The 15,791-nt window shown below is 73.6% G+C and carries 12 protein-coding genes; 10 read left to right on the forward strand and 2 right to left on the reverse strand.

What is annotated here, in order from left to right:
- Positions 1-55: 55 nt before the first annotated feature.
- From ABZX40_RS10120 to istB, 10 genes are all read left to right on the forward strand, one after another.
- Complete coding sequence (locus tag ABZX40_RS10120; protein ID WP_355734280.1) at positions 56-1,138, forward strand: ScbA/BarX family gamma-butyrolactone biosynthesis protein; 1,083 nt, start codon at positions 56-58, stop codon at positions 1,136-1,138.
- Positions 1,135-1,866 (forward strand): HAD family phosphatase, encoded by a 732-nt coding sequence (locus ABZX40_RS10125; protein ID WP_355734282.1) that lies wholly within the window; start codon positions 1,135-1,137, stop codon positions 1,864-1,866. Before ABZX40_RS10120 ends, ABZX40_RS10125 begins: the two co-directional genes overlap by 4 nt.
- On the forward strand, positions 1,863-3,725 hold the full coding sequence (locus tag ABZX40_RS10130; protein ID WP_355734285.1) for an FAD-dependent monooxygenase: 1,863 nt from the start codon (positions 1,863-1,865) through the stop codon (positions 3,723-3,725). Before ABZX40_RS10125 ends, ABZX40_RS10130 begins: the two co-directional genes overlap by 4 nt.
- Positions 3,722-4,819 carry an NAD-dependent epimerase/dehydratase family protein gene (locus ABZX40_RS10135; RefSeq protein ID WP_355734288.1) on the forward strand — a complete coding sequence of 366 codons (1,098 nt, stop codon included), beginning with the start codon at positions 3,722-3,724 and terminating at the stop codon, positions 4,817-4,819. Before ABZX40_RS10130 ends, ABZX40_RS10135 begins: the two co-directional genes overlap by 4 nt.
- The gene (locus ABZX40_RS10140) at positions 4,816-7,122 is read left to right on the forward strand and encodes an MMPL family transporter (RefSeq protein WP_355734290.1); all 2,307 of its coding nucleotides are present in this window, start codon (positions 4,816-4,818) and stop codon (positions 7,120-7,122) included. Before ABZX40_RS10135 ends, ABZX40_RS10140 begins: the two co-directional genes overlap by 4 nt.
- Complete coding sequence (locus ABZX40_RS10145) at positions 7,119-8,384, forward strand: alpha/beta hydrolase (RefSeq protein WP_355734293.1); 1,266 nt, start codon at positions 7,119-7,121, stop codon at positions 8,382-8,384. Before ABZX40_RS10140 ends, ABZX40_RS10145 begins: the two co-directional genes overlap by 4 nt.
- Positions 8,381-9,577, forward strand: a complete 1,197-nt coding sequence (locus ABZX40_RS10150; protein ID WP_355734296.1) for an alpha/beta hydrolase — start codon at positions 8,381-8,383, stop codon at positions 9,575-9,577. Before ABZX40_RS10145 ends, ABZX40_RS10150 begins: the two co-directional genes overlap by 4 nt.
- Before the next feature lie 176 nt (positions 9,578-9,753).
- Positions 9,754-11,988, forward strand: a complete 2,235-nt coding sequence (locus ABZX40_RS10155) for an MMPL family transporter (RefSeq protein WP_355734299.1) — start codon at positions 9,754-9,756, stop codon at positions 11,986-11,988.
- 101 nt (positions 11,989-12,089) lie between these two features.
- Positions 12,090-13,427 carry a metallophosphoesterase gene (locus tag ABZX40_RS10160; RefSeq protein WP_355734302.1) on the forward strand — a complete coding sequence of 446 codons (1,338 nt, stop codon included), beginning with the start codon at positions 12,090-12,092 and terminating at the stop codon, positions 13,425-13,427.
- Between the two features lie 103 nt (positions 13,428-13,530).
- Complete coding sequence (gene istB, locus ABZX40_RS10165) at positions 13,531-14,832, forward strand: IS21-like element helper ATPase IstB (protein WP_355734305.1); 1,302 nt, start codon at positions 13,531-13,533, stop codon at positions 14,830-14,832.
- On the opposite strand, the gene ABZX40_RS10170 is transcribed toward istB, so the two are convergent.
- A complete protein-coding gene (locus ABZX40_RS10170) occupies positions 14,816-15,064 on the reverse strand; it encodes a hypothetical protein (RefSeq protein ID WP_355734308.1) in 249 nt (82 codons plus the stop codon). The genes istB and ABZX40_RS10170 overlap by 17 nt on opposite strands.
- A gap of 101 nt (positions 15,065-15,165) precedes the next feature.
- Positions 15,166-15,294, reverse strand: coding sequence for a hypothetical protein (locus ABZX40_RS10175; protein ID WP_355734311.1), 129 nt, complete (start codon positions 15,292-15,294; stop codon positions 15,166-15,168).
- Between the last annotated feature and the right edge of the window lie 497 nt (positions 15,295-15,791).

The following is a 15,791-nucleotide window of genomic DNA, read 5'->3' on the forward strand; positions in this document are numbered from 1 at the left end:
AGCGCCTCCGGGCAAGGTGTGTGCACACGCACCGATCCAAGTTGGGGGAACTTCTGTGACCGGTACCGCAGCACCACAAGACGCCCAGTCGGCGGCCGGGTTGGCCGCCGTGTCCGCCCAGTCGCCCGTTCCTTTGCGTTATGACGCCACCGTCCCGCGTTCCATGGTCCACCGCGCCGCCGTCGCCGAGGTGTTCCTGACCGACTCGCGTCCCAGCCCCACCCAGGAGTCCACCTTCGAGGTGGCCGCCCAGCTGCCGCGGGCGCACATCATGGGGGAGAACACCGAGGAGCACGACTTCCTGCTCCTGGTCGAAGTCCTGCGCCAGGCAGGGGTGTTCATCGCCCACACCTATGAATCCGTACCCCTGGACGACGCGTTCATCTTCCGCGGCCTGAACACCCGGCTGACCGATCTGTCCGCGATACGCACCGGCGACCGGCCCGCCGAGGCCGTCGCCACCATGACCTGCGTCCCGCAGCGCAAGCGCAACGGCCGGGTGCAGGCACTGGACTTCCACGGCGACGTCACCATCGACGGGAACCGCGCCTTCCGCTTCGACGGCGGCCTCGCGTTCTTCGGCCGGTCCGTGTACCAGGCCCTGCGCACCCGCCAGCGCGACGGCCTGGCCAAGGCCATCGGCCTCACCCTCGCGCCCACGGCCGCCAGCCCGGACACGGTCGGCCGCCGCAACCCCTACAACGTGGTCGTCACCCAGCCGCGGCCCGCCGGGGACAGCGCCGTCTCCGCCCTGGTCATCGCCGACCAGACGCATCCGCACCTCTTCGACCACCGGCTCGACCACATCCCCGGCAATCTCCTCTTCGAGGCGGCCCGCCAGCTCTCCACCGCGGCCGTCTCCACCCTGCACGGCCCCGCCGCCGACAGCCTCCAGGTCGTCTCCCTCGACTGCGACTTCCGTGAGTTCGCCGAACTCGACCTGCCCGCCCGCGCGGTGGCCACCGCGCGGCCGTTCCGGCACGACGAGGAACTGGGCACCCTGGTGGTGCCGGTCACCGTGCAGGTCGAGCAGCGCGACCGCGCCGTGGCCGTGTTCCAGCTCGAACTCGCCCAGCGGGTGGAGGTCCAGCGGGACCGGACCCAGCGGGACCGGACCCAGCGGGACGGGGCCCAGTGAGCACCGTCACCGGCTCCTCGGGAGCGGGGCAGGGCGACGGCCGGTCCGCGCCCGCCCCGCTCATCAAGGCCGTCGTCGTGGACTACGGCGGCGTCCTCACCAACCCGCTGGACGAGACCTTCGCCGAGTTCGCCGCCGCCGTCGGCATCCCGGCGGCCCTGCTGCGGGACGCCTTCGCCCGCGCCACCGCCGAGGACGGCCGCTCCCCGATGGCCGATCTGGAGATCGGGGCCTGCACCGAGGAGGAGATGGTGCTGCGCGTACTGTCCCGCCTCCCCGGCTCCCCGGGACCGGAACTCCTGGGCGGACGCCCCTTCGGCGAGCTGTGGTTCCGCGCCCGCCGCCCCAACCGGGAACTGCTGGCCGCGCTGCGCACCCTGCGCGCGTCCGGCTACACCCTCGCCCTGCTCACCAACAACGTCGCCGAATGGGGGCCCCGCTGGCGGGCCCAGATCCCCGTCGACGAGCTGTTCCACACCGTCGTCGACTCCTCCGCCGAAGGCGTGCGCAAACCCGACCCGGAGATCTACCGGCGGCTGCTCGACCGGCTGCCGCACACCCCCGCCGAGTGCCTGTTCGTGGACGACCTGGCGGAGAACTGCGAAGCCGCCGAGGCGCTCGGCATGACCGCCGTCCGCTTCACGACCACCGCGCCGACCCTGACCGCCGTCACCGCCCTGCTCGACAGCCGGGGCGCCCACCGCCCGGAAAGGAGCGCCACCCGATGAGCACCTCAGCCCCCCTCGACGGGGAGATCCTGGTGGTCGGCGCCGGCCCCACCGGCCTGGCCCTGGCCTGCACCCTGCTCCAGCACGGCGTGGAGTGCCGCATCGTGGACCGCAGACGCGGCCCCGCCTCCGAACCCAAGGCACTGATCCTGTGGAGCGGCGCCCTGGAGGTGCTGCGCCGGATCGGCGTGGACGGACCGCTGCGCGACCGCAGTCTCCCGCTGGCCGGAGCCTCCTACTGGTCGCGCGGACGCCCCGTCGGCGGGGTCCGGTTCGGCGCGCTCGAAGGCACCGCCTTCCCCCGCCCGCTCTGTGTACCGCAGTCGGTCACCGAGAACGTCCTGTACGAGCGGCTGCTCCGGCTCGGCGGACAGGTCGAGTGGAACACCGAGGCGATCGACGCCCGTGTCGTCCGGGCCGGACACGGCTCGGTCGCCGAGGTCACCCTCGCCCGGCAGGGCGCCTACGAGCGGCAGGACGCCACCCCCCGCTGGCTGATCGGCGCCGACGGCGCGCACAGCAGCATCCGCACCTCCACCGGGATCGCCTTCGAGGGCGGCTCCTACGCCCGGGACTTCCTGCTCGGCGACGGCGAGTACGACGGTGACCTGCCCGCGGAGGAGGTGCAGTACCACCTCACCCCGCAGGGCGTGCTGGTGGTGGTGCCGCTGCCCGGCGGCGGCCACCGCATCTTCTTCGACCGGGCCCCCGGCCCGTCCACCGCCGCACCCGACGAGGCGGACTTGCAGCGGCTGATCGACGAGCGCGGCCCGGCCGGCTGGCGGCTGCGGCGCACCTGGTGGCGTTCCACCTTCCGGGTCCACACCAAGGTCGCCTCCACCTTCCGCAAGGGCAATGTCTTCCTCGCCGGCGACGCCGCGCACTGCCACAGCCCGGCGGGCGGCCAGGGTCTCAACACCGGGGTGCAGGACGGCTACGACCTCGCCTGGAAACTCGCCGCGGTCAGCCGCGGCGCGGATGTCCGGCTGCTCGACAGCTACGAGGCCGAACGCCGCCCGGCGGCGCTGCGGGCGCTCGCCAACTCCGACCGCCAGACCAAGCTGTGGATGCTGCGCGCCGGTCCCCGCCGGGTCGTGCGCGACCTGATCCTCCAGGCCGCCACCCGCTCCGGCGCCCTCGACCGCAAGCTCGTCCCGGAACTGGCGCAGATCGACCCGCGGCTCGACGGCAGCCCGGCCGTGCCGGGCGCGCTCACCGGCGGCGGGGCGGCGATCGGCCCGCGGGCCGGGCGACGCCTGCCGGACACCGACTGGCAGCCGGTCTCCGGCACCAAGGCCCGTACCCTGCACGGCTATCTGGCGGCCGGACGCCATGTCCTGCTCGTCCTGACCCCCGGCGCACCCCAGGGCGCCGCCGCCGAACTCGCCCGCAGCGCGGCGCGACAGGCCCGCCGCTCCCCGGCCCACGCCCAGACCGAGGTACTGCTCCTCGGCGGACGGACGCCGGACGGCACCCCGCACACGGGCGACGCACCCGACCCGGCAGGCGGCACGGGCAGTGCGCCCCAGGACACCCGGTCCACGCCCGCCCCGCCCGCACCCGGCGAGGACGCGGACCGCCCCGCCACCCCGGCCACCGATGCCCCCCGGGACCCGGCCGACCCGCTGTCCTACGCCGTCGCCGTCGAGCGGGACGGCGCCGGACTCACCGCCTGGGCGCGCACCGCGCCCCTGGTGGTGTACGTCCGCCCCGACGGTGTCACCGCCGCCTGGGCGGGCCCGGACGGGCTCCCCGAACTGATCCGGCGGGGACTCTCCGGCGCGGGCACCTTTGCCGACGCCGAGACCACCGACGGGACCGGCGCCCAGCCGGCGCCCGGGGAACGGAGCGCGGCATGAGCCCGACCCCGCCCCCGGGCCCCGGGGGCCCCGGCCCCGAATTCCCCCTCACCACCGCCGTGGTCACCGGCCCCACCGGACTGCTCGGCACCGCCGTCGTCGCCGCGCTCCTGGCGCGCGGCACCGAGGTCAGGGCCGTGGTCCGCGACGAGCAGCGGGCCCGGCGGATCCTGCCGGACCACCCCGCCCTGCGGTTCGTGCCCGGCGACGTCACCGATGTGCCCGGCTTCGGCAAGCACCTGCGCGGCGCCGACGCCGTGTTCCATCTGGCGGCGTACTTCCGCGAGTACTACCAGCCGGGCGCCGACCCCGCGCTGCTGATGCGGACCAACGTCCAGGCCGTACGCGAACTGCTGGGCGCCGCCGCCGAGTCCGGGGTGCCCACGGTCGTGCACACCAGCTCCACCGGTGCGCTCGCCCCCGTACCCGGCCGCCTCGCGGACGAGTCCACCCCCCTCGGCGATCCCGACCAGCCGCACGCCTACCGGGCCAGCAAGGTCCGCGCCGAGCGGGTGGTCGCCGAGTTCACCGCCCGCCACGACGAGCACGGCGTACGGGTCCCGATGGTGCTGCCCGGCTGGATGTGGGGGCCGGGAGACCAGGCCCCCACCTCGGCCGGTCGGCTCTTCCTGGCCGTCGCCAACGGACGCATCCGCGCGCTGCCGAAGGTCGGCAACCATCTGGTGGACGCCCGTGACGTGGCGGCGGCCCTGATCGCGGCGGCCCTGCGCGGCGACCCCGACGGCCGGTACATCGCGGCCGGGCACTGGCACACCCTCGCCGAGATCAGCGGCGGCATCGTCGCCGCGACCGGCACCGGAACCGTGCCCCGCCCCATCCCCTCGGGCACCGCCCTCGGGATCGCCGCCCTCGCCGAGACCGCCGCCCGGCTCACCGGGAAGTCCCCGGTCGCCACCCGTACCGGCATCCGCACCCTGACCGAGGGCCACCACGCCCGCTTCTCCTCCGCCCGCGCCGAGCGGGAACTCGGGGTCGCCTTCCGCCCGCTGGCCGAGACCCTCACCGACCAGGCCGCGTTCCACCGCGACCGGGGCGAACTGCCGGACCCCCGGCGGCTCGCGGGGAGGCGATGACCTTGCTGCGCCGCCTCGCCGACGCCGCGCTCACCCGCCCCCGCGCGATCCTGTTCGCCGCCCTCGCCTTCGTGATCCTCTCGGTCGTGCTCGGCGGGGGCGCGGCGGACCGGCTGCGCGCCGGGCAGGGCACCGAGAACCCGTCCGCGCCGTCCGCCCTCGCGGCCGATGTACTGGAGGAGAACTTCCCCGCCAGCCGCCCCAACTTCGTGCTCCTCGCCGAGCACGAACGGGGCGTCAACGACCGGGCGGCGGCCCGCACCGGACTCGACCTCGCCGACCGGCTCGCCTACGAGGACGGCGTCAGCGGGGTGGTCTCGTACTGGCAGACCGGCCAGGACGCCCTGCGCTCCACCGACGGTGACCAGGCCCTGATCGCCGCCCATCTGGACGGCGACGAGGCCGCCGTCGGGGAATCCGCCCGCAGGCTGGCCGAGAAGTACCGCGGCGACCACGACGGGCTGACCGTACGGGCGGGCGGCACCGGCGAGGTCCTCAACACCGTCGAACGCACCATCGCCGAGGACCTGGTCACCTCCGAGCTGATCGCCCTGCCGATCACCCTGCTCATCCTGGTGATCGTCTTCCGCAGCGCGGTCTCCGCCCTGCTGCCGCTGGCCGTCGGCGCGGTCGCCATCACCGGCACCAATCTCGTCCTGTGGGTGATCGCCGGATACACCGACGTCTCCGTCTTCGCCCAGTCCCTCACCACCGCCCTCGGCCTCGGCCTCGCCATCGACTACGCGCTGCTGATGCTGCGCCGCTACCGCGACGAGCGGGCCGCCGGGGCGGACACCCGCGCCGCCGTCACCGTGATGCTCGCCACCGCCGGCCGGACCGTCGCCTTCTCCGCCCTCACCGTCTCCGTCGCCCTGGCCGCGCTGCTGCTGTTCCCGCTGTTCTTCCTGCGCTCCTTCGCCTACGCGGGCGTCTCGGTGGTGGTGCTGGCCGCCGCCGCCGCGCTGATCGTGCTGCCCGCGCTGCTGGTGGTGCTCGGCGACCGGGTGGACGCCCTCGACCTCACCCGCCGCTGGCGCCGCCGCGGCGCGAAGAGCGGCGGCGCCCGTCGCCCGGACGGCTGGCAGCGCCTCACCGACCTGGTCGTCTCACGGCGTGCCCCGGTCTTCGCCCTCGGCTCGCTCGCCCTGCTGATCGCCCTCGGCCTGCCCTTCCTGCGCGTCGAGTTCGGCATGGCCGACGACCGCCAGCTCCCGGCCGCCGCCGAACCCCGGGTCGTCCAGCAGGCGCTGCGCGACGACTTCGACGGCAGCGAGACCGCCGCCATCGACATCCTGGTCGACGGCGACGCCTCACCGGACGCCCTCACCGCGTACGCCACCCGGGTGTCCGAGCTGACCGACATCGCCGAGGTGCGCACCCCGGCCGGGGTCTTCGCCCAGGGCCGGCTCACCGAGCCCCGCACCCCCGTGGACGCCCTGCGCGAGTCCGGCCCGCTGGCCTGGCTCCAGGTGGTCCCGGTGGACGGCGTGGAGACCGTCTCCCCGCGCAGTCAGCAGATCGTCCGGGACATCCGGGCGCTGCCGGACACCCGGGAGGAACTGGGCGCGGCGGCGGGCATCGACGCGCAGGCGGCGGGCCAGGCGGCCGAACTGGTCGACACCCAGGACGCCATCGCCGACCGGCTCGTCCCGGCCCTGCTGCTCATCGTGGTCACCACCCTCGTCCTGGTGTTCCTGCTCACCGGCAGTCTGCTGATCCCGCTCCAGGCCGTCGTCCTGAACGCGCTCAGTCTCACCGCGATGTTCGGCGCGGTCGTCTGGGTCTTCCAGGACGGCAATCTGGCCGGGCCCCTCGGCTTCACCCCGACCGGCTTCGTCGACACGGCCCTGCCGGTCCTGATGTTCTGCCTCGCCTTCGGACTCTCCATGGACTACGGGGTGTTCCTGCTCGCCCGGATGAAGGAGGAGTACGACCGCAGCGGCGACCACCGCGCCGCGATCGCCCTCGGCGTGCGCCGCACCGGAGCGGTGGTGACGGCCGCCGCGCTGATCCTGTCCGTGGTGCTGATCGCCATCGGCTGGTCCCGGATCACCAACACCATGGTGCTGGGCCTCGGCACGGCGCTCGCCGTCCTGGTCGACGCGACCGTCGTGCGCTGTCTGCTCGTGCCGTCGGTGATGACGCTCACCGGCCGGGCCGTCTGGTGGGCCCCGGCCCCGCTGCGCCGCTTCCAGGAACGCTTCGGCTTCCACGAGCACGGTCCCGCCGGGGACGCCGCCGACCGGGACACCGGCCCGGCCGCCCCGGCGCCCGCCGCGAAGGAACGGATCGGTTCCCGATGACTGGACGCACCGCCCCGGGGACGGGACCCCACGGCGACGACCACCGCCCGCAGCCAGGGGAGCACCCCGAACCCCACCCCGAATCCCACCCCGAGAAGGCAGGCGGCACCATGCGGCGGATCGCCCGGTACGTCGTGGCGCTCGCCGCCCTGTCGATCCTGCCCGTGCTCGGTCTGGTCGCCCCCGGCAGCGGCACCGCCGCCCGCGCCGACGGCCCCGAGCACGACCCGAAGGCAGCCGCCGCCCGCACCGCCGAGCGGATGGAGCGGGCGGGCATCGTGGACATCCCGGTCTCCTTCGAGGTCGTCAACCGCAACCGGTCGGGCCTCGCCTGCAACACGGACGGCAAGACCTACACGGTCCGCGGTCACCTCACCCTGCCCGCCGACCTGGCGACGGCCTCCGCCGACCTCCCCCCGGTCACCGTCTACCAGCACGGCCTCCAGTCGGGGGAGTGGTACTGGCGGGTCGACGTCCCCGGCTACCACCACGCCGAGGAGATGGCCCGCCGCGGCCATGTCTCCCTCACCGTCGACCGCCTCGGCCACGGCGCCTCCGACCGGCCGGACGGCAGACAGCTCTGCCTGGGCGGCGAGGCCGACATCACCCGGCAGATCGCCGGACAGCTCCGCGACGGCGGCTACACCACCGAGGGCGGCGCCACCGTCCGGCGCTTCGGCGAGGTGGTGCTCGCCGGGCACGACCGGGGCGCGCAGATCGCCCAGATCGCCGCCTACTCCTTCCCCGGCGACTTCGACGGGCTGATCCTCTCCGGCTGGGCCGACTCCGGACTCACCGACGAGGACGACGCCCGCTTCTTCGCCGCCCTGACCTCCTGCATGCAGGGCGGGGTGCCCTCCGTGAACCCCGCCGACGCCCCCGGCTACGTCCATCTCGACGTGGGCGAACGGGACTTCGTCCGCGGCAACTTCCAGCGGGCCGGGACCGACCCGAGGGTGCTCGCCGCGGCCGTCGGCCTCCAGAACCGGCTGCCCTGCGGGGTGCTGGTCTCCCAGCTGGAGGGCGTGCTGGTGGACACCCGCAGGGTCGCGGAGATCGAGGTGCCCGTCGCTCTGGTCGAGGGCGAGCGGGACGGCCGGGTGCGCGGCGCCGCCGAGCACCGGAAGCGGTTCACCTCGGCCGCGGACACCGCGCTGCACACCGTGCCCGGCGCGGGTCACTTCCTCGGCCTGGAGCCCGGCGCCCGGGGGACCCAGGACTTCCTCGCCGACTGGCTCGACGCGAAGGGACTCGCCCCGTGACCGCCAAGAAACTCCTCACCCGTACCGCCGTGGTGACCGCGGCCCTGCTCATGGTCACCTGTGAGCTGGTGACGATCATGGCGGCGGCCAACGGGAACGGCCCCCGGGCCACGGCACCCGGGAACACGGGATCCGCCCCGGCCGCCCCGGCCGCCGAAACGGCCCCGCTCCTCCCGGCGGCCGAAGTCATCGACCTCCCGGTCGAGTTCGAGGTCGTCAACCGCAACCGGACCGCCAGCCAGTGCACCAGCGACGGAAAGCCCTACACCCTGCGCGGCCACCTCACCGCCCCGCGCTCCCTCCTGGAGACGGCCGCCGAGGGCGGCGACGGCGCCCCGGCCGTCACGCTCTATGTGCACGGCACCAACACCGGCGAGTGGGTCTGGCGGCTCGACCCGCCCGGCCCCCGCGCGGGCCTCACCCATGAGCTGGCCCGCCGTGGCCACGCCTCCGTCTCCATCGACCGGCTCGGCTACGGAGCGAGCGACATCCCCGACGGCTTCGCCTCGTGCAGCGGGGCGCACGCGGACATGGCCCACCAGATCGTGCAGCAGTTGCGCAGCGGCGCCTACACGGCCGAGGACACCCCCGGGGCACCGGACGGACGCCCCCGCTTCGACCGGGTGTTCCTCGCCGGGCACTCCAGCGGTGCCCTGGTCGCCGAGACCGTGGCCGCCTCCTTCGACGGTGCCGTGGACGGCCTGCTGCTGACCGGCTGGGCCGCGGTCGGCGTCACCGGCGAGACCAACCGGCGCTTCCTCGCCGCCTACGCCGTCTGCCAGCAGGGCGGGGAACCGAAGGACAAGGCGGGCGACCCGAAGGGGTACGTCCACTTCGACCCGGTGCGCGAGGACTTCCTGGCCGGTGGATTCGGCCCCGGCACCGATCCGGAGGTACTGGCGGACGTCGCCCCGCTGTGGCCCCGCAACCCCTGCGGGGTGATGGCCTCCGAGCCCGCGGGCATCCTCACCGACCTCCAGCTCATCGGCCGGATCGATACTCCCGTGTTCCTCGCCTTCGGCGCCGAGGACATCCTGCGCCAGGGCGTCGAGGGCTACCCCGCGCTCTTCACCGCCAGCGACGACGTCAAGACCGTGACCCTCGCGGACTCGGGCCACTTCGTGACGCTCGACCAGGACGCCGCCCGCCTCCAGGACGAGATCGACCGCTGGCTGGACACCCATATGTCCTGACCGTCCGTCGCGGTCCGGTGACCCGCCCCACGGACCCGGCCCGCGACGCCCGACGCACGACCCAGACCCCCGTCCCCTCCCCCCTCTCCCGCTCCCCACAAGCCCACCCCCACCGAACGACCGCCCACGGACGAACCTCCACGGGCAGGCGTTCTACCGACGTAAGGAAGACAACTGTGGCCTCCACCTCCACCCCCTCCCGGAACACGGCGGCACCACCCGGTGGCGACACCGCCCTGCACCGGCTCGGTGCCGCCACCGCCCGCCGCCCGCGCCTGGTGGTCTGGCTGAGCGTGCTGCTCACCGTGATCGGGCTGGCCCTCGCGGCCGGGGCGATGGACCGGCTGGTGCTCAGCCGGTTCGAGAGCCCGGGTTCCGAGTCCCTGGACACCCGCGCCGCCCTGGAGCGGGAGTTCGGCACCGGGACCCCCAGCGTGCTCCTGCTGATCACCGCCAAGGACGGCGGCGATGTCGACTCGTCCGCCGTCGCGGACGCCGGCCGTGAGCTGGAGCGTGAGCTGGCCGCCCAGGAGGGCGTCGCCGAGACCGCCTCGTACTGGTCGCGCGGCGGTTCCCCGGTGATGCGCTCCGAGAACGGCGAACAGGCCCTGGTCATCGCCCGGATGGCGGGCACGGTCACCGAGGCCCGCACCAACCTCGCCGAGTTCTCCCCGGACTTCGACCGCGACGGCGACACCGTCCGGGTCCAGGTCGGCGGCGGTGACGAGGTGTTCCGGCAGGCCGCCGAGCAGGCCCGTACCGACTTCCTGCGCGCCGAACTGATCGTCTTCCCGCTGGTCCTGCTGCTGCTCGCGGTCATCTACCGCCGGTTCAACGCGGCCCTGCTCACCCTCGGCATGGGCCTGTTCTCGGTGATCATGACGCTGGCCCTGATGCGGCTGCTGACCAGCTTCACCGATGTCTCGACCTTCGCCGCCAACCTCACCCTGGTCATGGGCATCGGCCTCGGCGTCGACTACTCCCTGTTCATCATCAGCCGCTTCCGCGAGGAACTCACCGACGGGCGCGAGGTCCCCGAGGCCGTCCGGCAGGCGGTGGGACGGGCCGGCCGCACGGTCGCCTTCTCCGGCCTGACCGTCATCGTCTCCCTGGCCTGTCTGCTGCTCTTCCCCTTCCCGTTCCTGCGCTCCTTCGCCTACTCCGGCATCGCCGTCGTCCTCACCTCGGTGTTCGCCGCCGTGGTGATCCTGCCCGCCGCCCTCGCCCGGCTCGGCCACCGCATCCAGCGCAAGAAGCCCGCCCGCGCCGCCGGTGCCGGTGACGGCTGGTGGCACACCACCGCCCTGCGGATGATGCGCCGCCCGCTGATCTACGGCATCCCCGCGCTCGGCGTCCTGCTCGCCCTCGCCGCGCCCGCCCTGGGCGTCAACTTCGGCACCCCCGACGACCGGGTGCTGCCCGCCGAGGTCTCCAGCCGGGTCGTGCAGGACCAGATCCGGGCGAACTTCACCGCCGAGGAGATGGACGCCCTCCAGGTCCTCACCCCCGGCCTCACCGACCGCACCGGCATCGAGTCCAGGGCCCAGGAGCTGTCCCGCCTCGACGGGATCGCCCAGGTCGACGCGCTCACCGGCTCCTACGCCGACGGGCAGCGCATCCTCGAACCCGGCGAGTCCTCCGCGCGGTTCGAGGGCTCCGGCGCCACCTGGTTCTCCGTGGTCGCCGAACAGGACGCGCTCGCCGCCGACCCGGACGCGGTGATCGCCGATGTCCGCACCTCGTTCGGCGAGGGCGGCGGTGACGGCGCGACGGGCGTCGAGATCGGTGGCTACCCCGCCGAACTCGCCGACTTCCGCACCGTCCTGGTCGACCGGCTGCCGCTGGTCTTCGGCCTGATCCTGCTGGTCACCTTTGTGATCCTGTTCCTGATGACCGGAAGCCTGCTGCTGCCGGCCAAGGCGATGATCCTCAACACCCTCTCCATGGCCGTCATGTTCGGCGCGCTGGTCTGGGTCTTCCAGGACGGCAACCTCTCCTCCGCGCTCGGCTTCACCGCCACCGGCAGCCTGGAGCCGTCCATCCCGATCCTGATGTTCTGCACGGCCTTCGGACTGTCCATGGACTACGAGGTGTTCATGCTGTCCCGCATCAAGGAGGAGTACGACCGCACCGGCGACAACTCGGCCGCCGTCGCCACCGGGCTGGAGCGCAGCGGCCCGCTGATCACCGCCGCCGCCGTGATCCTGGCCGCGTCCTTCGCGACGTACGCCTCCTCCGGCATCGTCTACCTCAAGATGCTCGGCCTCGGCATGGTCGTGGTCATCCTCGTGGACGCCACCCTGATCCGCGCGGTGCTGGTCCCGGTCCTGATGCGTCTGGCCGGCCGCGCCAACTGGTGGGCCCCGGCCCCCCTGCGCCGCCTCCACGACCGCTTCGGCATCGCGGACTGACCCGACCGCCCCGCCGGGGCCGGCCCGACAGGGCGGCCCCGGCGGGCGCGGCCCGATGAGACCGAGCGACGACAACACGGAAAACGGAAAGCAGATCATCCATGCTGGGTATCGGCCTCTACGCGGCCATGGTCGCGGGCTCCGCCCTCTTCCACTTCTATCTGTGGGTACGGCTGGTCCGTGACACCACCCGGCCGGGCGGCCACGGCCGCCGCTGGGGCACGGTCGCGATCGTGCTCTCCGCGGTGGTCGCCCCCGCGACCCGCATCCTGATGCCCTATCTGGGGCCGGAGAACGGGCGCTGGCTGGCCTGGCCCGGCTACATCCTGATCGGGGTCATCCTCTACCTCCTGACCGGCCTCGCGCTGGCGGAGATCCCGCGCGCCATCGCCGTACGGCGGATACGCGCCGCCGAGCGGGCCGACCAGGGGGCCGTGAACGCCATGGTGCCGGTGGACACCATGGTGCCGGCGGGGACGGGTGGGGCCGTCCCCGCCGGAGCGGGCACCGAACCCCCCGAACCCCCCGGCGACACAGGGAGCACAGGGAGCACCCGGCGGGTCCGGATCACCCGGGGCCGCCCCACGATCCGGCCCGTCGGCACGATGGACCGCCGGCTGTTCCTCGGCCGGACCGTGGGCGCCGTGGTCGGCACCACGGCGCTCGCCACCACCGGGTACGGCATCCGCACCGCCCTCGGCGACCCGGTGATCCTGCGCGTCCCGGTCCAACTGCCCCGGCTCGACCCCCGGGTGTCCGGTCTGCGCATCGCCACCATCAGCGATCTCCATCTCGGTCCGATCCTGGGCCGTTCCCACACCGAGCGGGTCGTCCGGCTCATCAACCGGCTGGAGCCCGACCTCGTGGCGATCGTCGGCGACCTCGCGGACGGCACCAGCGCCCAGCTCGGCCACGCCATCAGCCCGTTCAGATCCCTGGAGTCCCGCTACGGCAACTTCTTCGTCACCGGAAACCACGAGTACTTCTACGACGATGTCCAGGGCTGGGTGGAGGAACTGCGCGATCTCGGCGTGCGCCCGCTGCTCAACGAACGGGTCGAGATCAGTCACAACGGCGGTCTTCTCGATCTGGCGGGGGTGGAGGACGTCACCGGCGAGGAGCACGACCGGGGCCCCGACTTCACCCGCACCCTGGAGGGCCGTGACGCCGACCGCGCCGTGGTCCTCCTCGCCCACCAGCCCGTCCTCGCCGAGCAGGCGTCCGACCACGGTGTGGACCTCCAGCTGTCCGGGCACACCCACGGCGGCCAGATGTTCCCGCTGAACGCCATCGCCGGCCTGTCCAATCCGGTGCTGGCCGGTCTCGGCAAGGTCGGTGACACCCAGCTCTATGTCACGAAGGGTGTCGGATCGTTCGGTCCTCCGGTCAGGGTCGGTGCCGCACCGGACATCAGCGTCATCGAACTACACGGAACGTGACGACAAACTCTCACATGGTCACCCTTAGTACGGGATGTCTATTCAGTCCTGAGGGTGGCCGGAGTTGAGCCGGACGGCGGTGGGGTCCGGAGAATCAGGCGGTGTGCAGCACTTTCGCCCCACAACCCCGCCCCCCGTCCCCTACGCCCCCACCTCGTCACCGCCGCCCCGGACCCTGGGACTGGCCCTGTTCGCCACCCGCTGGCTCCAGGCGCCGCTCTACTTCGGTCTGGTGGCGGTGCAGGGGGTGTACGTCTACAAGTTCTTCTACGAACTGTGGAAACTGATCCTCACCTGCGTGGGAGGACGGGCCACCGAGACCTATGTGATGCTCGCCGTCCTGAAATTAGTGGATGTGGTGATGATCGCCAATCTGCTGATCATGGTGATCGTCGGCGGCTACGAGACCTTCGTCTCCCGCATCGGCCTCCAGGGCCACCGGGACCAGCCGGAGTGGCTCTCGCACGTCAACCCGAACGTCCTCAAGGTCAAGCTGGCCACCGCGATCGTCGGGATCTCCTCGGTGCATCTGCTCCAGATGTTCGTGGATGTGCACGGCACCTCACGCCACTCGTTGCTGTGGGGGACGGTGATCCATATGGCGTTCATCCTGTCGGCGGCGATCCTCGCCTATATGTCGGGGCCGATGTCGGCGCGCGCGGACCAGATCCACAGCGAGATCCAGCACCAGCACCACCAGCAGCAGCACCGGGAGGCCGGGCCCCGGCCCGAGGACCACGACGGACCGTCCTTCGCCGACGCGCCGGGTCCCGGTCCGGGACCGGGCGGCCCGCTCGCCGCGATCCCGGCGCCCCGCACGGGCGAGCCGGGCGCCGAGTCCCGGATCGCCGAGGCCGGTTTCCCCACCCGGACCCCGCTGGAGCACTTCGACGCCGAACATCCCCGGATCTTCGACCGGGAGGCCGTGGCCCGGCTCGGCAAGCTGGACTTCCTGACCGCCCGGCACAACGTCGTCTTCACCGGCCCGCCCGGCACCGGCAAGACCCATCTCGCCGTCGGCCTGGGCATCCGGGCCTGCGAGGCGGGCCACCGGGTCCGGTTCGCGACCGCCGCCGAGTGGGCCGTACAGCTGTCCGCGGCGCGCTCGGCCGGGCGGCTGGACCAGGAACTGGCCGAACTCGACGGCTACGGGCTGCTGATCCTCGACGAGGTCGGCTACATGCCCTTCGACGCCGACACCACCGGGCTCTTCTTCCAGTTGGTCGCCCACCGCTACCGGCGGGGCTCGATCGCCGTCACCGGCGACCGCCCGCCGGGCCGCTGGGACGAGGTCTTCAGCGGCCCGGCCGCGGCGGCGATGGCGGACCGGCTGGCCCATCACGCCGAGATCGTCCGGCTCGACGGGGACAGCTACCGCACCCGCCGGCTCACAGCAGGGGTGTGAGCGAGGGCAGGGCGATGTTCTGGAGCAGCGGCCCCTCGATCGTCACCCCCTCCCCGATCAACTGCTCCGGCAGGGGCAGGACGGGAGGGTTCTGGGGGGCGGCGGCCGAGGCGGACCGCGCCGGGGACGCCCGGGGGGCCGCGCCGGCCTCCGTCGCGAGAGCGGCGAGCAGCGCGGTGGCGGAGATCAGCGCGGCGAGCGAGACGGCGATGGTGGAACGCTTGTCGGGCATGGACGTCGGGTCCTCTCCTCGGCCCCCCCCGGGAAGGGGGACGGGACGGAACGGGCACGGACGACGGACAACGGCACCGCACACCGGTACCGGGCGGCGGGTCAGATCTGCGGTGTCTCGATGATCAGACCGGCGATGTCGATCCCGATCGCGGCGGCCTGGCCGGTCATGGCGCCGATCAGCAGGGCGGTGGTGGCGAGCACGGCGGCTACTCGACGGGCGTGGCGCATGGGGGGTTGCTTCCTTCCGGTGGGGCGGCGGCCGGGCGGTGGTTGCGGCGGCGGCCGGAGCGGGTCACTCCCTGGCTGCCCGGGGCCCCGGCCCGGGATGCGGCACGCCGGGCAAGCTCCCTCATGGGTGGGACGCCCCCGGCGTGGCGTGCATGAATCACCGCGTACACCCGGACGGGCGATGCCCGGCTCCGCAGGCTCGGTGGGGCGGGCTTGTGCGTGGGGGGCCGGTCTGTTGGCTTTCCGGTCGGTCGGCCGGGAGGGGGCGGGTCCGTGCGGGGGTGTGCGGCGGTCGGTCGCGTGGGGCGGGGGGCCTGTGCGCAGGTGCTCGGTGGCCGGTTTGCGGTGCTCCGGCCGGTCGGGTGGGGTCGGGTCCGTGCCGGGTCCGGTGGCGGGCTCGTGGTGCTCCGGCCGGTCGGGTGGGGTCGGGTCCGTGCCGGGTCCGGTGGCGGGCTCGTGGTGCTCCGGCCGGTCGGGTGGGGTCGGGTCCGTGCCGG

It is taken from the genome of Streptomyces sp. NPDC004610 (assembly GCF_040609715.1).
Lineage (GTDB): Bacteria > Actinomycetota > Actinomycetes > Streptomycetales > Streptomycetaceae > Streptomyces.